This window comes from Streptomyces sp. NPDC088745 (genome assembly GCF_044751045.1).
GTDB classification, from domain to species: domain Bacteria; phylum Actinomycetota; class Actinomycetes; order Streptomycetales; family Streptomycetaceae; genus Streptomyces; species Streptomyces cremeus.
In genome coordinates this window covers 841,851-860,394 of record NZ_JBIVLB010000001.1, presented here as the reverse complement: position 1 = coordinate 860,394, position 18,544 = coordinate 841,851, and the positions used below count along the sequence as shown (strand labels likewise).

Genomic DNA, 18,544 nt, shown 5'->3' with positions numbered 1-18,544 from the left:
CGCCTGCGGGGACGCGAGGACAGCCTAGCCGGTCAGTTGTCGCCCTCGCGTGCCTGGAGGGTCACTTCGGTGGTGGACTCCTTGCCGCCGCGCGTGTAGGTCAGCTTGACCTTGTCGCCGGGCTTGTGCGTCCAGATCTCGCTGATCAGGGTCGGGCCGCTGTCGATGACGCGGTCCTCGAACTTGGTGATGACGTCACCGGGCTTGAGGCCGGCGGCGGCGGCCGGGCCGTTCGGGGTGATCGCGGGGGTGTTGCCCGCGCCCGATTCGGAGATCTTCGCGCCCTCGCCCTTCTGGTCCATCGCCACCGTCGCGCCGATCATCGGGTAGACCGGCTTGCCCGTCTTGATGAGCTGGTCGGCGACCGTCCTGGCCTGGTTGACCGGGATCGCGAAGCCGAGGCCGATGGAGCCCGCCTGGCCGCTGCCGGAGCCGAAGCCGCCACTGGGGACGGACTGGATCGCGGAGTTGATGCCGATGACCGCGCCGCGGGAGTCGAGGAGCGGGCCGCCGGAGTTGCCCGGGTTGATGGAGGCGTCCGTCTGCAGGGCGCTCATGTACGAGGCCTTGCTGCCCTGGCCGTCGCCCGAGGCGACCGGGCGGTCCTTGGCGCTGACGATGCCCGTGGTGACCGTGTTGGACAGGCCGAAGGGCGCGCCGATGGCGATCGTCGCGTCGCCGACGACGACCTTGTCCGAGTCGCCGAGGGGCAGCGGGGCGAGATCGCCCGCCTTCTTCAGCTTGAGGACGGCCACGTCGTAACCCTGGGCCCGGCCGACGACTTCGGCGGCGTACTTCTTGCCGTTGGAGAAGGTGACGGACAGGTCGCCGCCGTCGGCCGCGGAGGCGACCACGTGGTTGTTGGTCAGGATGTGGCCCTGCTTGTCGTAGACGAAGCCGGTGCCGGTGCCGCCCTCGCCGCTGCCGCTCTGCGCGTCGATGGTGACGACGGAGGGCAGCGCCTTGCTCGCCACGCCCGCGACGCTGCCGGGGTCGCGCTTGAAGTCCTGCGGGTTGCCCGCGGCGGAGATCGTGGTGGACCCGCCCGGGGAGTTCGCCTCGCGGTTCGCCATCCAGAAGCCGATGCCGCTGCCGACGCCGCCCGCCACCAGTGCGGCGACCAGGACGGCGGCGATCAGCCCGCCGCGCCCCCGGCGCTTGGGGGCCGGGGGCTCCTGGCCCAGCGGGGCGCCCCAGGGGTCGCCGCCGCCGTGGCCGCCACCGCCGTGGCCGCCGCCGTGGTGCGCGTCGCCGCCGTGGCCGCTGCCGTAGGCGGTGCCGTACGCCGGGAACGCGGGCGGCGGCGGGGGCCAGGCCGCGCCGGGCGCGGCCGGGTGCTGCTGCGGGGCGGGCTGCTGGGGGGCCTGCGGCGCCGGGGGCTGGTGCGCGGCGGGCTGATGGGCGGGAGGCTGCTGGCCGGGGGGTTGGTGCGCGGCGGACGGCGGGGTCGGCGGGTGTTCCGCCGGGTGCTCCGGGGCCGGCGTCCGGTCGGCGGGCGCCGCCGCGTCGGGATGAGCACCGGCACCGGCACCGGCACCGGCCGCGGGAGCCGCGGGAGCACCCGCGCCCGGGGCGCCGGACGGCTTCGCGTCCTGTTCCGTGGCCGGGACGGGAGACGGCGGTACGGACGGGGCGGCCGGTACCGCAGTGCCCTCGTTCTCGGTGCTCACAGCTCTCTCCTCGGTTCCACGTCGTCCTGTTTCTGATGGTGCGGCACGCTCCGGGAAGCCTGGTCCCGTTGTAGGCCGTTTTCCGCTGTGCAAGTGTGTGCTGTCAGCTTTTCCCACAGCACGTCAGAGCACTGTAAACGGGACCTGTGCGTCCGCTCGTCATCCTTTATTCCGGACCAAACGGACGCACCCGGAACCGGCCTCGAAGCGGCCGAACGGCCCCCTGTTTCCCTCGCGGCCACCCGTTCCCCGCACTGCTTCGCGTACACCTGCCCGCCGGCGGTGACACCATGACGCGGTGACTCACGCACGACAGCAGACCATCCAGGTAGTCGCCCACCGCGGAGCCTCCGAAGCGGCCCCCGAGCACACCCTGGCCGCGTACCGCAGGGCCATCGAGGACGGGGCCGACGCCCTGGAGTGCGATGTGCGCCTGACCGCCGACGGCCATCTCGTCTGTGTCCACGACCGCCGGGTCAACCGCACCTCGAACGGCCGCGGCGCCGTCTCCACACTGGAGCTGGCCGACCTCGCCGCCCTGGACTTCGGGTCCTGGAAGGGCATCGAGGAGAGCGGGGAGCGTCCGGACCGGGACCCGGACCGCGGCGAGCTCACCTCCGTGCTGACCCTGGAGCGGCTGCTCGAACTGGTCGCGGACGCGGGCCGTCCGGTTCAGCTCGCCATCGAGACCAAGCACCCCACCCGGTGGGCGGGCCGGGTCGAGGAGAGGCTGCTGGAGATGCTGCGGCGGTTCGGTCTCGACGGGCCGCCCCGGGAGGCGGGCGCGCCCGCCCCGGTGCGCGTGATGAGCTTCTCGGCCCGCTCCCTGCACCGGGTGAGCCTCGCCGCGCCCGCCCTCCCCACGGTGTACCTGATGCAGTTCGTGACGCCCCGGCTGCGCGACGGGCGGCTCCCGGCGGGCGCCGGGATCGCGGGCCCCGGCATGCGCATCGTGCGCAACCACCCCGGTTACATCGCCCGCCTGCACCGCGCGGGGCACCGGGTGCACGTCTGGACGGTGAACGAGCCGGAGGACGTGGAGCTGTGCGTCCGCCTGGGCGTGGACGCGATCATCACCAACCGCCCCCGGCAGGTGCTCGCGCAGCTCGGCCGCGCCTGACGCCCGGGGACCGGCCCCGGCCGCCGCTGGGAGTGCACCGGCGCATCCGTACCGGATTCGATCGTTACGAGTGCATCATTGGCCAATGCTTGGCCGGTTTCCGGTCCAGGCCATTGGGGAATCCACACCGTGGCGTGGGGCGAAGGAGGTCTCGGGGGTGGCGTTGATGGAGGCACAGGAGGTGCCCACGTCGTCGTGCATGGCCATTCCGCATGGCCCTGCCGGCGTGGGCGCGGCAAGACGTCGGATGCGTACGGAGCTGCGCACCGGAGGGGTGTCGGAATCGGTCGTCGACGACGCGGTTCTGGTCCTTTCCGAACTGCTGAGCAATGCCTGCCGGCACGGCAGGCCACTGGGGGCGGCGGAGGTCGGCGACGGAGCCGTCCGGGCCGCCTGGCAGGTCGGCCCGACGGGACGGCTGACCGTGGAGGTGACGGACGGCGGCGGCCCGACCCGGCCGGTTCCGGCCACTCCCTCGGTGACCGCGCGGGGCGGCCGCGGGCTGAACATCATCAGCGCGCTCGCCCGCGACTGGGGCGTCCGGGACGACCGGGCGTCCGGCGAGGTGACGGTGTGGGTGGTGCTCGAGGAGAGCGACCGGCACAGCGACTTCGCCACGCGCGTGGCACCGCCGGTGCTGGACTTCGCGGTCCCGTTCGACGACCTGGGCTGACGGCCCGCGCCGTCGGGCGGCGCCGGCGCCCGCCGCGCCGGGGACGCACGAGGACGTGCGCGGGACGGGTGAGGACGTACGCCGGACGTGTCCCCCATTGCGGCTAGGCTCGCGCCGACACCGCACTGCCGCAAGGGGAGAAGCACGCATGGCCAAGAAGCGCCCGCAGACCAAGGCCGCCAAGCCGCAGACCGCCAGCAACGAGCCCGTGCCGGTGGTCGGGGCGCGCGAGCCCTGCCCGTGCGGCTCGGGCCGCCGCTACAAGGCGTGTCACGGCCGTGCCGCCTCGCACGCCGTGACCGAGCTGGTCCAGCGCCCCTTCGAGGGCCTGGCCGGGGAGTGTGACTGGGTCGCGCTGCGCGAGCTGGTGCCGGCCGCGACGGTCGCGCTCACCCTGAAGGACGGGCTCCCCGACGGCGTTCCTTCGGTGACCCTCGCGACGGTGCTGCCGATGGCGTGGCCCGCGCTGCGCCGTTCGGACGGCTCCGTCCTCCTCGGCCTGCAGAACGACACCCCCTCCGGCGACCTGAGCCGCGACCTCGCGACCACCCTGCGGCGGGCGCTCGTCGCCGAGCCCGGCAACCCGGTCACCGCCGACACGGCGCCCGCCGACGGCCCGCGGCTGCAGGACCTCCTGGACCCGGACGCCGCCTTCGCGCCGGACGTGCACACGGGCTTCGAGTTCTGGGTGCCGGACGCCGAGAACGGCGCGAACGCCGACCCCGAGGTCGCCGCCTCCCTGGAGCGCGCCAACGCGGCCGCGATCCCGACCGTGCGGCTGACCGGTGTGGACAGTGCGTACTGGTGCGAGACGCCCGAGAAGAACCACCTGCGGTGGGCCATGCCGCACCCGGAGGAGAAGCTCCTGGACGCGCTGGCCCGGCTGCACGCCGCGGGCGCCTCGTCGCTGGGCGAGGACACCCGCCTCGTCGGCTCGTTCCGGGCGCACGGGATCATCGTTCCGGTCTGGGACCTGCCGAGCGCGATGACGGCCGAGGAGTGCGAGAAGCCCGCCGCCGCGTTCGCCGAGCGGCTCGCCGGCGCGCTCGCCTCGGACGCCCCGCTGACGGCCGAGGAGCGGCGCTCGCGCGGCGGCCTCACGAACCGTCAGGTGACGTTGAGCTGACTCCCCGGACGGGGCTCTTCGGGGCCCCTCCGTTGCACGTCGCACAACGGGACGGAGCGGGCGCAGTGACTCCGGTCACAGTGACCCGTACTGACGAGTAAATCCCTGTCTGAATACACGAGATCGAATTTGCGAACAGCAGATCTCTTGTTACCGTTCTAGGAGCCCGGTCGCTGGTGCATCCCCCGTCGCCAGCGATCGGGCCTTTCATTTTTACGGCCTCTTTACGGCCGCGCCGACTCCGGTGAGTTGCTCCCGGAGCGCAGCAGCAGCGGCCCGTCTCCCCGGGCCGCGAATTCCGACACCGCCGTGTACGAGGCGTCCTTCTCGGGTGCCGCCGCCCACCGCTGCGCCGCCGGCTCGCGCGGCGTCTCGCACGACCCCGGTTCGTCCCCGGCGCCGATCGCGCAGCGCATCCGTACGGTACGGCCGGCCGGAGCCATCAGCGTCAGCACGGCGTCGAGTTCCTCGCCCGTGGCGTTGCGGTAGTACGTGCGCGCCCAGGCCCTCCCCGCCTCGGTGAGCACACAGGTCTGCGCCTCGACCCCGTCGGGGGAGGAGACCTCGGGACCGCACCGGGCGCGCACGCGCCCCGGGGCTTCGGTCTCGCGGGGCTTCGGGTCGTCCGTCACGCGCGGCACGCCGGCGAGCGCCCTGCCGGGCTCGGCCGGCGTTCCGGGCGCGGGCCCCGCGGAGGCTCCCGCGAACGGCAGCAGAACGGTGAACACCACGACGGCCGAAAGCCCGATCATGCGGATATTCAAGGGGAGTCCCACCTGTCAACTGCCGGGGAATTCGTGACGGTGGGCCGAAGATATCGACGGTGGGCGCACGGTTCGACGGCCGCGCGCCCAATTCCGCTGAACTCGCGCCGTCTCGCACTCTTACGAGTGAGCGGCGCACGGCGGTCCGCCGCCGCCGCTCACCGAACACGGGTCAGTAGGCGAGCCTGCTGCCGCCGCCGGGAGCACCGCTGCTCGCCACCACCAGGGCGTCCAGCACCGTCTCCACGTCCGGCAGCCAGGGGCGCCCGTCCCCGCCGAGCGCCGGTTCGCGCTCCCAACGCGCCTGCCCCGCACCCGTTTCGGCGGGCGGCAGCACCAGATAGCCGCCGTCGCCGTGGAACCTCAGCGAGGAGGGCACCCGGTCCTTGGCGTACAGGAGTTCACCGAGCCGCTCCAGGGAGTACGGAGCGACCAGCAGCGACCACCGGGTGGACGTCGCCACGACCGGGCCCAGGCGCACCCCCATCCGGTCCAGCGCCACCAGCGCCCGCGCGCCCGCCAGCGCCGGGAGGCTGAGCGCGCAGGGAGCGCGCCCGCCGGTGGCGAGCACCACCGGTGCGTCCGGGCGCTTCTCCCACCACCAGCGCACCATGCGCGCGTCGGTGGTGGCGGCCGGCAGGCCGGGGTCGAAGGGGTGCGCGCCGGGCACCACGCACTCGGGGTCGGGACAGGCGCAGCGAACCGCCGCGCCCGCGCGGCCGTCGGCCGCCGTCAGCCCCACGCCCGGCAGGACCGGCCACTGCCACACGGTGGCGCAGGTGAGCGCCGTACCGGGCAGGACCGACCGCTCGCTCCGCCGGAACCGGAGCCTGCGTCGCCTTCCGAGGATCTCGCGCATGAGCGCTCGTTCCTTTCCGTTGAACGCCGAGGTCCACATGACTACTGCACTCACTGCTGCACACTGCGCGTACTTACGGGACGTATTTCAGAGCCACTCGACAGCCTGCGGTACGGCAGCCCCACAGGGGCCGAGCGCGGAACGTGGCGGGGGGTGGCGCGCACAGGGCGCTTTCCCGTCCCCGAGGGACGTCGCCGTCGTTTCCGGTGGTGCTGATCCCTGGTGCTGATCCCTGGTGCCTGAACGGTCCCTGACCGTCATTCGGAACGGCGCCGGGCCCACAGCGGATAGGACGCCTGCGCCTGCCGCCGGGTTCCGGGCCGACGGCGGCACGGCCGCAGTCCCCCGGTCATCACCTGAGGCAGATACCCAGCACGGCCGATATGACGCGCTGTCGAACGCCCTCAGTCGACCGCAAATGCGGGTACGGGGCGGCTTTTTCCGGCCAGGTACACATTCCTCTGTTTTCCCAGGGACACCATCAATCCCTCAAGGACAATGCTGGACATGGCCTTACATCTGCGTGTAGATGTGGATCCATTGATAGCGGCGCAGAATGACATGGGGGTTTGCGATGCTATTGAGCAGAACGCACCAGGTGGAAAGCCGGCTGACATGAGCGCCCCGAACGTGCCGAAAGTGGCCGGAATCGATCCACTGGTTCCGCCCCCCGCGCAGACTCCCGCGCCTGCGGGAACGCCCTCCGTCCCCACGGGAGCGGTGATCCAGGACCGGCTGGCGGGCTGGGTCTCGGACCTGACCACCCTGCACGAACTGACCGAACGCCTGGTGGCGACGGGCACCCTCGACGAGGCGCTGCACGAGGTGGTGCGCGCCGGAGCCGCCCTCGTCGGGGCCCGCCGGGGACTCGCCGTGCTGGAGCCGGCCGACGGCCTCGGGCCCGCCAGCACCGTCGGCCTCGGTCTCGCGCACGCCGACCTCGGCCACATCGAGACCGTGCCGCGCGACGCCACCGCGTACGGCCGCTTCCTCGAAGGCGTCGCCGGGCCCGGTGACGGCGACCCGGGCGCCAGCCCCGACCTGCTGCACGAGGAGGGGCTCGACCCGCTGCACCGCGAGGTCGCCCGCCGCCTCGGTTACGCCGCCAGTTACGCGCTCCCCCTCGCCGGGGCCGCCGGTCGGCTCGGCGCGGCCGTCTGGCTGTACGACGAGCCCGCCGAACCGGCGGAGCGCCAGCGGCACCTGGTGCGGCTCTACGGCCGGTACGCCTCCGAGCACCTGGCCCGGCTGCTGGAGCTGGAGCGGGCGCGGGCGCAGGTGCGGGCCCTGACCGAGGAGCTGCTGCCCAGCCGCCTGCCCCGGGTCGCGGGCGTACGGCTGGCGGTGCGCCACCGGACCGGGCCGCGCGGCGGCGGCGACTTCTACGACGCGCTGCCGCTGCCGGAAGGGGCGCTCGGTCTGGTCGTCGGGTCGGTCACCGGCGCCGGGCCCAGTGCGACCGCCGCGATGGGACGGCTGCGGGCGAGCATGCGGGCGTACGCCGTCATGGAGGGCGAGGACCCCGTCGCCGTCCTCTCCGACCTGGAGCTGCTGCTGCGGCTGACCGAGCCCGCGCGCTCGGCGACCGCGCTGCTGGCGTACTGCGAACCGGCCAAGCGGAAGATCGTGCTCGCCGGGGCGGGGCACACCCCGCCGCTGATCGTCGGCGAGCGGCGCACCGAGTACGCGGAGACGTCGCTGTCGGCTCCGCTGGGGATGCTCTCGTGCTGGGAGGCGCCCAGCGTGGACATCAGCCCGCACCCGGGCGAGACCGTGCTGCTCTACACCGACGGACTGCTGCGCCGCACGGGCGACCCGATGGACCGGGCGTTCGCGCGGCTGCACGCGGCGGCGGCGGGCGTGCCGAAGGCGGTCCGGAACGACCCGGGGGCGATCTGCGACCACGTGCTGCGCACGGTGCTGCCCGACGGGCTGGACGCGGTGGACTCGGCGGAGGACGTCGTGCTGCTGGCGGCCCGCTTCGACTGATCCCGCGGCCCGGACGGGACCGCCGGGGCGCCGACGGGGGCCGGTGCGGCCCGGTGCGGATGGATTCCTCACAGTTGTCCACAGGCCGGGGAGCGATCGACCGCACGGACATACGATGGAGAACCAGGAGGCGGGAAACCCCTGGTCCCTGTGTCGTATGAGGAGACGTGTCGTGTCTGAGGAGCTCAAGCCGGAGACCCCGGAAGTTGTGGACGGCGAGGCCGAAGCCACGGAGGAAGAGCCCATCAAGCAGCGCAAGAACGGGCTGTACCCGGGTCTGTCCGACGAGCTCGCCGAGAACATGAAGTCCGGCTGGGCGGACACCGAGCTGCACGGCCTGGAGCCGATCGCGCAGGCCGAGCACACCGCCGCCCGCCGCGCCGCGCTCTCCGCGCGCTTCCCGGGCGAGCGCCTGGTGGTCCCCGCGGGCAACCTCAAGACGCGCTCCAACGACACCGAGTACGCCTTCCGCGCCTCCACCGAGTACGCGTACCTGACCGGCGACCAGACCCAGGACGGCGTCCTGGTGCTGGAGCCGACCGAGTCCGGGCACGACGCGACGGTCTACCTGCTGCCGCGCTCCAACCGGGAGAACGGCGAGTTCTGGCTGGACGGCCAGGGCGAGCTGTGGGTCGGCCGCCGCCACTCCCTCACCGAGGCCGAGCAACTGCTGGGCCTGCCCGCCAAGGACGTCCGCGAACTGCCCAAGGCGCTGCGCGAGGCCACCGGCCGGGTCCGCAACGTCCGCGGGCACGACGCGGGCATCGAGGCCGCCCTCGCCGACAAGACCACCGCCGAGACGGACGAGGAGCTGCGCGTCTACCTCTCCGAGGCCCGCGTGGTGAAGGACGAGTTCGAGATCGGCGAGCTCCAGAAGGCCGTCGACTCCACCGTCCGCGGCTTCGAGGACGTGGTGAAGGTCCTGGACAAGGCCGAGGCCACCTCCGAGCGCTACCTGGAGGGCACGTTCTTCCTGCGCGCCCGCGTCGAGGGCAACGACATCGGCTACGGCTCGATCTGCGCCGCCGGCCCGCACGCCACGACGCTGCACTGGGTGCGCAACGACGGCGCGGTGCGCTCCGGCGACCTGCTGCTGCTCGACGCCGGCGTGGAGACGCACACCCTCTACACCGCCGACGTGACGCGCACGCTGCCGATCAACGGCACGTTCTCGCCGCTCCAGAAGAAGATCTACGACGCGGTGTACGAGGCCCAGGAGGCCGGTATCGCGGCCGTCAAGCCCGGCGCCTCCTACCGCGACTTCCACGAGGCCGCCCAGCGCGTGCTCGCCGAGAAGCTCGTCGAGTGGGGCCTCGTGGAGGGCCCGGCCGAGCGCGTCCTGGAGCTGGGTCTCCAGCGCCGCTGGACCCTGCACGGCACCGGTCACATGCTGGGCCTGGACGTCCACGACTGCGCCGCCGCGCGCCGCGAGGCGTACGCCGACGGCGTCCTGGAGCCGGGCGTGTGCCTGACCGTCGAGCCCGGCCTGTACTTCCAGGCCGACGACCTGACGGTGCCCGAGGAGTACCGCGGCATCGGCGTGCGGATCGAGGACGACATCCTGGTCACCGAGGACGGCAACCGGAACCTGTCGGCCGCGCTGCCGCGCCGCTCCGACGAGGTCGAGGCGTGGATGGCGGCGACCAGGGCCGCCGAGTAGGAGCCGGGCACGGGTCGCCCGTACGCGGGCCGGCCGTGCGGGGGTGACGTACGAGGGCATGCCGCCCGGGGATCTCAGGATGCCCGGAGCAGTGTGCCCTCGCGCCCTTTCAGGATCTTGTCGAAGCTGACCACCGCGCCCCGGCCGGGCCGGTTGCGGAAGTGCACGTGGTCGGCGAGCTGCTCGATGAGGCACAGCCCGCGGCCGCTCTCGCGCAGGTGCGTGCGCGCCCGGCCCCTGCCGCGTCTGCGCTCGGCCGGGAAGCCGGGACCCGAATCGGCGACCTCGATGCGGCAGGTGTCGCCGTCGAGGTAGGCGGTGACCTGGTACGCCGCGCACTGCGGGTCCGGTTCGTCGTCGCCGCCGTGCTCGACCGCGTTGGCACAGGCTTCGCTGAGGGCGACCGAGAGGTCGTAGGAGATGTCCGGATCGACGCCCGCGGTGTTCATGCTGTCGAGCAGAAGACGGCGGGCGAGCGGAACGCTCGCGGCTTCGCGCCGCAAGTGGAGTGACCACCAGATGCTCATGCTCCAGCCTCCTGGCTGCGGCTCGACATACGACTACCTATTGCCGCCGACGGCGGTCGGTAAGCCAGGAACCGGTGCCGGAGCGCTCGTTCGGCGGATGCGCGCACTCCGCGCGCCGGGCCGCCGGAGGCCGCCGCGGGGCCCCGGCGCCGGCCGGGCCCCGTGACGTACCGGACGATTGTGAGCTTCCGGACCTGCCCGGTCCGCCACCGGGGCGCAGTGCGATGATGGCTGCGCCATGTCACAGCCCCCCGCCCCGCCGGGCGCACACGAACGGGTCGCTCCGCGACTCGCCAGGGCCGCGGTGTTCGCCGCGGTCTGCGTCGTGCTGTCCGCGACGGGGCACGTGCTGGGCTCCACGGCGAGCGTGCCGTGGTGGACCCTCGCGGTGGCCTTCGCCGGGGTGTTCGCGCTGGCCGTGCCGCTGGCCGGGCGCACGCGTTCCCTGCCCGGCATCACCTTCGCGATGACGGCGGGACAGCTCGCGCTGCACGCCCTGTTCGGCCTCGGCCAGAACCACGCGGGCACGGTGCGGGGCAACGGCGACGCGCCGCTGTCCGGACTCGCCGCGCAGTTGATGTGCGGCGGCGGCGCCGGCATGAGCGACGCCGAGACGCGGAAGGTGCTCGCCACGGCGGGCCTCGACCCGGCCTCCGGTGCGCACACCGCCCACGGAACGGGAGCGTCCGGGACGGCGTACGAGGGCTACGCCGCCCTCGGTACGGGCGGCGGACAGGACATCGGCGCCGGTGCGGCCGGCTGTCTGCATTCCCTGGTCCCCAGCCTCCCCATGCTTCTCGGTCACCTGTTGGCCGCGCTCGCGACCGGGTGGCTGCTGCGGCACGGCGATCTCGCACTGCGCCGGCTGGCCCGGCTGTCCGCCTACGGGGCGTACGAAGTGGCCGTGGGAGTGCTCGTACGCGCCCTGCGTGCCGCCTTCGCGCTGGTGCGCGCCCTGTGGGCGGGGCTTTCCGGCGCGCCCGCGTGCGGGCCGCTGTCGGCGCCCGCACCCTTCCTCGTTCCCGTGCGCACGGGCGAGGAGGACCTCCAGCACTCGGTGATCAGGCGCGGGCCGCCCGCGACGGCGTTCTCCCTCGCTGCCTGACACGGCCCCCTCGCGTACGTCACCGGAGGCGGGTCGTGCTTCCGGCGCGCCTCGCCGAGGTGTGCGCCGCGGTGTTCCACGTTTCACGTGAAACATCGGCGCGCCCCGCGAGGTGTGCCTCTCACCCGATCCACTTCTTCCATGTGGGGTTCACCGTCATGAACGCAAACCGTCGCACCCGTATCTCCCGCCTCTCCGCCGTCGGCGTCGCCGCGGCCGCGTCCGTCGTGGTGCTCGCCGGTCCGGCCTTCGCGCACGTCACCGTGCAGCCGGTCGGCGCTGCCGCCAAGGGCGGCTACGCGACCGTCAATGTGAAGGTCCCCAACGAGCGGGACAACGCCTCGACGGTGAAGCTCGAAGTGAGCTTCCCGGTCACCGAGCACCCGCTGACCTCCGTGATGCCGCAGGCCGTCCCCGGCTGGACCGTGAACGTCGAGAAGGCCAAGCTCGACAAGCCGCTGAAGGTGCACGGCAAGGAGATCAAGGAAGCCGTCTCGAAGATCACCTGGACCGGCGGGAAGATCGGCCCCGGTGAGTTCCAGCAGTTCCCGCTCTCGCTCGGCCAGCTCCCCGAGGACGCCGACCAGCTCGTGCTGAAGGCCATCCAGACGTACGACAACAAGGAAGTCGTCCGCTGGATCGAGGAGCCCAAGGCGGGCCAGCCGGAGCCGCAGAGCCCGGCGCCCGTCCTGAAGCTGACCGCCCCGGCCGGTGACGGCCACGGCGCGGCGCCCGCCGACGACAAGAAGGCCAAGGACTCCAAGGCCTCGGACGCGCACGACGACGACAAGAAGGAGACCGCGGCCTCCGCCAGCGACACCACCGCCCGCGTGCTCGGCATCGTGGGCATCATCGTGGGTGTCGCCGGTGTGGCCTTCGGGGTTCTCGCGGGCCGTCGCCGCGCCTCCTGACCCGCCCTCTCACAGTTCCAGGATTTTCATGCACAAGAAGAACGTGCTGGTCGCGGCGGCTCTCGTCGCCGCGGCCACCCTCACCCTGTCCGCGTGCGGCGGCGAATCCTCCCCGAAGCAGGAGGACGGCCGGACCGCCACGAACATCACCCCGACCAAGGAGAAGGCCGCGACGGTCCTCGACCGGCCGTACACCAAGCCGAACCTCGTCCTGAAGGACACGAACGGCAAGGAGTACGACTTCCGCGAGGCCACCAAGGGCAAGCCGACGCTCATCTACTTCGGCTACACCAACTGCCCCGACGTGTGCCCGCTGACGATGAGCAACATCGCGGTCGCGTACAAGAAGCTGCCCAAGGCCGAGCAGGAGAAGCTGCGCGTCGTCTTCGTGACGACCGACCCGGAGCGGGACACGCCGAAGGAACTCGGCAAGTGGCTCAAGGGCGCGGGCAGCCCCGACTTCATCGGGCTGACCGGCGACTTCCCGACCATCCAGGCCGGCGCCCGCCAACTGGGCGTCAGCATCGAGCCGTCCACCAAGGACAAGGACGGCAAGGTCACCTCGATGCACACCAAGCAGGTCATCGCGTTCTCGCCGAAGACCGACGCCGGGTACCTCCTCTACACCGACGAGGCGACCGCAGACGACTACACCGCCGATCTCCCGAAGATCGTCAAGGGAGAGACCCCGTGAACACCCGCACCACCCGTTCCCTCCGCTGGACGACGCGCCTCACCGGTTTCGCCGCCATAGCCGTGGCGGGCTCGCTCGCGCTGACGGCGTGCGGCGGCGACGCCAAGACCGGCTCCCCGGCCGCTGCCAAGACGACCGCCCCGGCGGCCGACAGCAAGCCGAAGATCGCGGTCACCGGCGCGTTCATGCCCGAACCCGCCATGGCCGACATGGCGGGCGGCTTCCTCGTCGTCAAGAACTCCGGCTCCGTCGCCGACCGTCTGAAGTCCGTCACCGCCTCCGCGTTCTCCGGCAAGGCCGAGATCCACGAGACGACCGCGGACGGAAAGATGAAGGAGGCCAAGGAGGGCTTCCCGGTGCCGGCCAACGGCACGCTGGAGCTCAAGCGCGGCGGCAAGCACATCATGTTCCTCGAGGTGAAGCAGAAGCCGAAGAAGGGCGACAAGGTCGCCGTCGAGCTGCACTTCGAGAAGGCCGGGACCGTGCAGGTCGACATGTCGGTCGAAGCAGCCACCCACAACCCGCAGCAGCACCACTGAGGGGCTGAGGACTCACCATGAAGGACACCACCGCCCCGCGCTTCGGACCCTCGGCGGCCTCCACGGCAGTGCGCGCACTGCTCGTGGTGCTCGCCCTGGTCGGCGCGCTGTTCGTGAGCGCCGGTCCCGCCGCCGCGCACGCCGCGCTCACCGACAGCAACCCGAAGGACGGGGCGGTGGTCGCCACCGCCCCCGAGAACATCACCCTGAACTTCTCCGAGCAGATCCAGCTCGGCGAGGACGCCATCCGCGTCCTCGACCCCACGGGCAAGCGCGCCGACACCGGCGAAGTGCTCGACCTGTGCAACGGCAACCTGGTCCAGTACGGGGTCGCACTGCACAAGGGACTCCCCGACGGCACGTACACCGTCGCCTGGCAGGCCGTCTCCGCGGACAGCCACCCCATCTCCGGTGCGCTCACCTTCTCCATCGGCGCCCCCTCCGAGAGCAGCGTCGTGCTGCCCTCGCAGGAGGCCGGCGGCGGGATCGTCGGCGTGCTCTACGGCATCGCGCGGTACGCCGCGTACGCCGGGTTCATCCTGCTCGTCGGCGGTGCGGCCTTCGTCCTGGCCTGCTGGCGGCGCGGGGCCTCCGAGCGGCCGATGCAGCGGCTGGTGGTGCGCGGCTGGCTGTTGCTGACCGCCGCGACCCTGCTGATGCTGCTGCTGCGCGCCCCGTACACCGGGTCGGGAGAGCTGTCGGGGATCTTCGACCTGGCCGCGCTCAAGGCCGTACTGACCACCAAGACCGGGGCCGCGCTGGTCTCGCGGCTGCTGCTGCTCGGCGCGGCGGCGCTGTTCGTCGCCGTCCTCTTCGGGGCGTACGCGAAGAAGGTGGCGGCCCACCCCGAAAAGCCCGAGGAGCCCGAGGAGCCCGAGGAGGAGGACGACGAGGACTCCTCGCGCAAGGACCTCACCTTCGGTCTCGCCCTGGGCGGCGGGGTCGTGGCCGCGGGCATCGCCGCGACCTGGGCGATGTCCGAGCACGCCTCGACGGGTCTTCAGCCGGGCCTCGCGATGCCGGTCGACGTGCTGCACATGCTGGCGGTCGCCGCGTGGCTGGGCGGGCTCGCCGCGCTGCTGACCGCGCTCTACCGGTCCCCTTCCCTCGAACGGACGGCGGTACGGAATTTTTCCCGGCTCGCCTTCGGCAGCGTCGTCGTGCTCGCCGCGACCGGGCTCTACCAGTCCTGGCGGCAGGTCGGCTCCTGGGACGCCCTCTTCGGGACGGCGTACGGGAAGTTGCTGCTGGCGAAGATCGCGCTGGTCGCGGTGATGGTCGCCGCGGCGTGGTTCTCCCGCCGGTGGATCGGGCGGATGGCGGAGCGGACGGCTCCGGAGGCCGAGGCGGAGAACGCACTCGCACAGCGCGAGGAGCGGGCGGCACAGGAGGCCGAGGCCGAGGTCACTGTGCCCGACGACCCCGAGCGGGCCGCCCAGCTCGCCCGGCAGCGGGCCGCCATGAACACCGTCCGGGCCAAGCGGGTCCGCGACGCCGACCCGGAGCGCACCGGACTGCGCCGTTCCGTGCTTCTGGAGGCCGGGGTCGCCGTGGTGCTGCTCGCCGTCACCACCGTTCTGACCGGCACCGAACCGGGTCGTACCGAACTCAAGGAGGCGGGCCGCGGCAGTGCCGCCGCCCCCGCGGTCGCCGACCGGCCCGTCGACCTGACCCTGCCCTTCGACACCGGCGGCGCGAACGGCAAGGGCACCGTCCGCCTCCAGGTCACCCCGGGCCGCACCGGCAGCAACGCCCTGCACGTCTGGGCCAATTCGCCGGACAACAAGCCGGTGGACGCACCCGAGCTGAAGGTCGCGTTCACCAACGAGGACAAACAGATCGGCCCGCTGCCCGTCGTGCCCGACAAGCTCGCTGCCGGACACTGGAGTGCGAACGGTGTACAGATCCCGATCGCCGGGAGCTGGAAGATCGACGTGACGATCCGCACCTCCGACATCGACCAAGTGACCGTTTCCCAGAACGTCAAGATCGGCTGACCGGCGTGACCAACACTCCCTCTTCCACCTCGTCCTCCCCCTCCTCTTCCACCTCCCCGGACGCTGACGCCCCGGCTGCCGGCGGAATCTCGCGGCGGCGGCTGCTCGGCACCGCGGGCGGGGCCGCGGCGGCCGGACTGGTCGTGGGCGCGGCGGGCGGCGCGGGTGTCGCCACCGCGGTCTCCTCGCGGGGCGAGGGTCCGGCGGTGCTGGCTTCGCTGGGCACGGCCAAGGCGATGTTCCACGGGAAATACCAGGCCGGAATCACCACTCCGCTCCAGGCCCGCGGCCATCTGATCGCGTTCGACCTGGCTCCCGGGTCCGGCCGCAAGGAGGCCACGGCACTGCTGCGCCGCTGGTCGGAGGTGGCGCAGCAGTTGATGGCGGGGCGGCCGCTGGCCGGGGAGGACACCGGAGTCGCGTTCGACGCGGGTCCTTCGTCGCTGACCGTCACCTTCGGTTTCGGACGGACCTTCTTCGACCGGACGGGGCTGACGGCCAAGCGTCCGGTGGAGCTGGACCCGCTGCCGGACTTCTCCTCCGACCGGCTCGACGCCCGGCGCAGCAACGGCGACCTGTGGGTGCAGATCGGCGCGGACGACGCGCTGGTCGCCTTCCACGCGCTGCGGGCGGTGCAGCGGGAGGCCGGGGACGCGGCCCGGGTGCGCTGGCAGATGAACGGGTTCAACCGCTCGCCAGGCGCGACGGCCGCCCCGATGACGACCCGCAACCTGATGGGCCAGGTGGACGGGACGGGCAACCCGAAGCCGTCGGAGCCGGACTTCGAGAAGCGGATCTTCGTGCCGGAGAAGGGCGGCCCGGCCGGTCAGGAGTGGATGGCGGGCGGTTCGTACGCGGTCGTACGGCGCATCCGCATGCTCCTGGACGACTGGGAGAAGCTGCCGCGCGGCGAGCAGGAGGCGGTCATCGGGCGGCGCAAGAAGGACGGCGCGCCCCTGACCGGCGGGGACGAGTTCACCGAGCCGGACCTCCAGAAGGCGGGGCCGAACGGCAAGCTGGTCATCGCGTCCGACGCGCACTCCCGGATCTCGGCCCCGGAGCAGAACGGCGGGGCGGCCATGCTGCGCAGGCCGTTCTCGTACCACGACGGCATCTCGGCGGACGGGGTGCCGGACGCGGGGCTGCTGTTCATCTGCTGGCAGGCGGACCCGATGCGGGGGTTCGTGCCGGTGCAGCGCAAGCTCGACCGGGGGGACGCGCTGTCGAAGTTCATCCGGCACGAGTCGAGCGGGCTGTTCGCGGTGCCGGGCGGTCCGCGCGAGGGCGAGTACGTGGGCCAGCGGCTGCTGGAGGCGTGAGGCTCCGCCCGTTCCCGTACGGCGCGTCCCGGCCCCGTCCGGCGCATTAGGGTGACCGCATGTCAGCGACGCGCTACGCCTATCTCGGCCCCGAGGGCACCTTCACCGAGGTCGCCCTTCGTACGCTCCCCGAAGCCGCCACCCGCGAGCTCGCCCCGATGCTGTCGGTCCCGGCCGCGCTGGACGCGGTGCGCAACGGCGAGGCGGCGGCGGCCCTGGTGCCGATCGAGAACTCGGTGGAGGGCGGCATCACGGCGACGCTGGACGCGCTGACCTCCGGCGAGCCACTGATGATCTACCGCGAGGTGCTGCTGTCGATCCGGTTCGCGCTGCTGGTGCGGCCGGGGACGAAGCTCCAGGACATCAAGACGGTCACCGCCCACCCGGCGGCCCAGCCGCAGGTCCGCAACTGGATGAGGGAGAACCTGCCGGACGCGCTGTGGGAGTCGTCGGCCTCCAACGCGGACGGTGCGCGGCTGGTGCAGGAGGGGCGGTACGACGCGGCCTTCGCGGGCGAGTTCGCGGCGGCGACGTACGGGCTTGAGCCGCTGGTCACCGACATCCACGACGCGGTGAACGCGCAGACGCGCTTCGTGCTGGTGGGACGGCCGGCCCGGCCGGCGGCGCCGACCGGGGCGGACAAGACGTCGGTGGTGATCTGGCTGGGTCCCGACCGGCCGGGTGCGCTGCTGGAGCTGCTCCAGGAGTTCGCGGTGCGCGGGGTGAACCTGATGCTGATCCAGTCGCGGCCGACGGGGGCCGGGATCGGGAACTACTGCTTCGCGGTCGACGCGGAGGGGCACATCGCGGACCGTCGGGTGGGCGAGGCCCTGATGGGGTTGAAGCGGATTGCCCCGAAGGTGCGGTTCCTGGGTTCGTACCCGAGGGCCGGGGTGGCGGTGGAGGACGTGCCGGAGCTGCGGCACGGGACGTCGGACCGGGAGTTCACGGAGGCCTCGGACTGGCTGGCGCGCTGCCAGGACGGGCGGGGCTGAGGAGGAGACCGCGGCGGCCCGGAAAGGCGGGACGGGTGGGCGTCGGAGTTTCCCACAGAGTTATCCACAGGCCAGTGGTCGGGGTTGGGGACAAGTCGACAACGCAATGCGACATGGTCGACAAATCGCCCCAGCGGCCCAGGGGCGCTCCACAGCTCGGCAGGGCCGGTGCCGTCACCCCATTTGCCTTGATCAACTCTTTAGGGGGGCAATTCCCACTCGAATGAGCCGAGTGGGGTGGGTTTGGACTGGGAATCCCCGCCCCTTCCACTCCATTCGGAAGATCTGATTCCGACATCCACAGAACTTTCGCACACCCTGTGGATAACTTTCGGAAATCGCGGCTCCCTGTGGAAAAGGGGTTCGGACAGGGCCCCCAACTACCGCCTCGCACAAGGCCGGAGGGGCGCCGAACCCTGGCCTGTCGCCGCGTCCGGAGAAATGCGGCACCCGCCGGGTCGAACACGGGGAGGTTCGCGGGGGCTTCCGCGATGCGATTCCGCTCCCTGCGGCGAGTGCCTTTGTCCGCATTACCATTCCCGGCAATACGGACAAATGAGAAGGTGCCTGGATATCAAGTCGAGTGGCGCAGGCGG

16 protein-coding genes are annotated in these 18,544 nt (G+C 72.4%); 12 read left to right on the top strand and 4 right to left on the bottom strand.

What is annotated here, in order from left to right; genetic code table 11:
* Nucleotides 1-32: 32 nt before the first annotated feature.
* Nucleotides 33-1,670 carry a S1C family serine protease gene (locus ACIP93_RS03890; protein WP_401755326.1) on the bottom strand — a complete coding sequence of 546 codons (1,638 nt, stop codon included), beginning with the start codon at nt 1,668-1,670 and terminating at the stop codon, nt 33-35.
* Nucleotides 1,671-1,968: 298 nt separating this feature from the next.
* Here ACIP93_RS03890 and ACIP93_RS03885 point away from each other — a divergent pair, with 298 nt between their 5' ends.
* From ACIP93_RS03885 to ACIP93_RS03875, 3 genes are all read left to right on the top strand, one after another.
* Nucleotides 1,969-2,790, top strand: a complete 822-nt coding sequence (locus ACIP93_RS03885) for a glycerophosphodiester phosphodiesterase (RefSeq protein ID WP_345220740.1) — start codon at nt 1,969-1,971, stop codon at nt 2,788-2,790.
* Between the two features lie 85 nt (nt 2,791-2,875).
* A complete protein-coding gene (locus ACIP93_RS03880) occupies nt 2,876-3,463 on the top strand; it encodes an ATP-binding protein (RefSeq protein ID WP_345220742.1) in 588 nt (195 codons plus the stop codon).
* Between the two features lie 148 nt (nt 3,464-3,611).
* Nucleotides 3,612-4,589 (top strand): DUF5926 family protein, encoded by a 978-nt coding sequence (locus ACIP93_RS03875; protein ID WP_401755322.1) that lies wholly within the window; start codon nt 3,612-3,614, stop codon nt 4,587-4,589.
* Nucleotides 4,590-4,813: 224 nt separating this feature from the next.
* Here the strand turns inward: ACIP93_RS03875 and ACIP93_RS03870 are convergent, their stop codons facing one another.
* Both ACIP93_RS03870 and ACIP93_RS03865 read right to left on the bottom strand, forming a co-directional pair.
* On the bottom strand, nt 4,814-5,341 hold the full coding sequence (locus tag ACIP93_RS03870) for a hypothetical protein (protein ID WP_401755319.1): 528 nt from the start codon (nt 5,339-5,341) through the stop codon (nt 4,814-4,816).
* 184 nt (nt 5,342-5,525) lie between these two features.
* The gene (locus tag ACIP93_RS03865; RefSeq protein WP_401755316.1) at nt 5,526-6,212 is read right to left on the bottom strand and encodes a bifunctional DNA primase/polymerase; all 687 of its coding nucleotides are present in this window, start codon (nt 6,210-6,212) and stop codon (nt 5,526-5,528) included.
* Between the two features lie 498 nt (nt 6,213-6,710).
* Between ACIP93_RS03865 and ACIP93_RS03860 the strand changes: the two genes are divergently transcribed.
* Together ACIP93_RS03860 and ACIP93_RS03855 are read left to right on the top strand one after the other, a co-directional pair.
* Nucleotides 6,711-8,201 (top strand): PP2C family protein-serine/threonine phosphatase, encoded by a 1,491-nt coding sequence (locus tag ACIP93_RS03860; RefSeq protein WP_401755313.1) that lies wholly within the window; start codon nt 6,711-6,713, stop codon nt 8,199-8,201.
* Between the two features lie 172 nt (nt 8,202-8,373).
* Nucleotides 8,374-9,861 (top strand): aminopeptidase P family protein, encoded by a 1,488-nt coding sequence (locus ACIP93_RS03855; RefSeq protein ID WP_345220752.1) that lies wholly within the window; start codon nt 8,374-8,376, stop codon nt 9,859-9,861.
* Nucleotides 9,862-9,935: 74 nt separating this feature from the next.
* Here ACIP93_RS03855 and ACIP93_RS03850 read toward each other — a convergent pair whose 3' ends face one another.
* On the bottom strand, nt 9,936-10,388 hold the full coding sequence (locus tag ACIP93_RS03850; RefSeq protein WP_345220754.1) for an ATP-binding protein: 453 nt from the start codon (nt 10,386-10,388) through the stop codon (nt 9,936-9,938).
* Nucleotides 10,389-10,626: 238 nt separating this feature from the next.
* Here ACIP93_RS03850 and ACIP93_RS03845 point away from each other — a divergent pair, with 238 nt between their 5' ends.
* The 7 genes from ACIP93_RS03845 to pheA all read left to right on the top strand — a co-directional run bounded on the left by ACIP93_RS03845 (nt 10,627) and on the right by pheA (nt 17,948).
* Entirely contained in the window at nt 10,627-11,493 is an 867-nt protein-coding gene (locus tag ACIP93_RS03845) for a hypothetical protein (RefSeq protein WP_401755308.1), read from the top strand.
* A 158-nt stretch (nt 11,494-11,651) separates the two neighbouring features.
* Nucleotides 11,652-12,404, top strand: a complete 753-nt coding sequence (locus ACIP93_RS03840) for a YcnI family protein (protein WP_401755305.1) — start codon at nt 11,652-11,654, stop codon at nt 12,402-12,404.
* Nucleotides 12,405-12,432: 28 nt separating this feature from the next.
* Nucleotides 12,433-13,098 carry an SCO family protein gene (locus tag ACIP93_RS03835; protein WP_345220761.1) on the top strand — a complete coding sequence of 222 codons (666 nt, stop codon included), beginning with the start codon at nt 12,433-12,435 and terminating at the stop codon, nt 13,096-13,098.
* 56 nt (nt 13,099-13,154) lie between these two features.
* Nucleotides 13,155-13,637 (top strand): copper chaperone PCu(A)C, encoded by a 483-nt coding sequence (locus ACIP93_RS03830; protein ID WP_401755658.1) that lies wholly within the window; start codon nt 13,155-13,157, stop codon nt 13,635-13,637.
* Nucleotides 13,638-13,654: 17 nt separating this feature from the next.
* Complete coding sequence (locus ACIP93_RS03825) at nt 13,655-15,634, top strand: copper resistance CopC/CopD family protein (RefSeq protein WP_401755302.1); 1,980 nt, start codon at nt 13,655-13,657, stop codon at nt 15,632-15,634.
* 86 nt (nt 15,635-15,720) lie between these two features.
* Nucleotides 15,721-16,953, top strand: coding sequence for an iron uptake transporter deferrochelatase/peroxidase subunit (gene efeB / locus ACIP93_RS03820; protein ID WP_401755655.1), 1,233 nt, complete (start codon nt 15,721-15,723; stop codon nt 16,951-16,953).
* A 59-nt stretch (nt 16,954-17,012) separates the two neighbouring features.
* Nucleotides 17,013-17,948, top strand: a complete 936-nt coding sequence (gene pheA, locus ACIP93_RS03815) for a prephenate dehydratase (protein WP_401755299.1) — start codon at nt 17,013-17,015, stop codon at nt 17,946-17,948.
* The last annotated feature ends 596 nt before the right edge of the window (nt 17,949-18,544 follow it).

Bases quoted from the DNA above. Each gene is read 5' to 3' on its own strand.
- ACIP93_RS03870 (WP_401755319.1), bottom strand. From the start codon at position 5,341: ATGATCGGGCTTTCGGCCGTCGTGGTGTTCACCGTTCTGCTGCCGTTC.
- pheA (WP_401755299.1), top strand. From the start codon at position 17,013: ATGTCAGCGACGCGCTACGCCTATCTCGGCCCCGAGGGCACCTTCACC.
- ACIP93_RS03835 (WP_345220761.1), top strand. From the start codon at position 12,433: ATGCACAAGAAGAACGTGCTGGTCGCGGCGGCTCTCGTCGCCGCGGCC.
- ACIP93_RS03825 (WP_401755302.1), top strand. From the start codon at position 13,655: ATGAAGGACACCACCGCCCCGCGCTTCGGACCCTCGGCGGCCTCCACG.
- ACIP93_RS03840 (WP_401755305.1), top strand. From the start codon at position 11,652: ATGAACGCAAACCGTCGCACCCGTATCTCCCGCCTCTCCGCCGTCGGC.
- ACIP93_RS03865 (WP_401755316.1), bottom strand. From the start codon at position 6,212: ATGCGCGAGATCCTCGGAAGGCGACGCAGGCTCCGGTTCCGGCGGAGC.
- ACIP93_RS03845 (WP_401755308.1), top strand. From the start codon at position 10,627: ATGTCACAGCCCCCCGCCCCGCCGGGCGCACACGAACGGGTCGCTCCG.
- ACIP93_RS03860 (WP_401755313.1), top strand. From the start codon at position 6,711: ATGCTGGACATGGCCTTACATCTGCGTGTAGATGTGGATCCATTGATA.
- ACIP93_RS03880 (WP_345220742.1), top strand. From the start codon at position 2,876: ATGCTTGGCCGGTTTCCGGTCCAGGCCATTGGGGAATCCACACCGTGG.
- ACIP93_RS03850 (WP_345220754.1), bottom strand. From the start codon at position 10,388: ATGAGCATCTGGTGGTCACTCCACTTGCGGCGCGAAGCCGCGAGCGTT.
- ACIP93_RS03875 (WP_401755322.1), top strand. From the start codon at position 3,612: ATGGCCAAGAAGCGCCCGCAGACCAAGGCCGCCAAGCCGCAGACCGCC.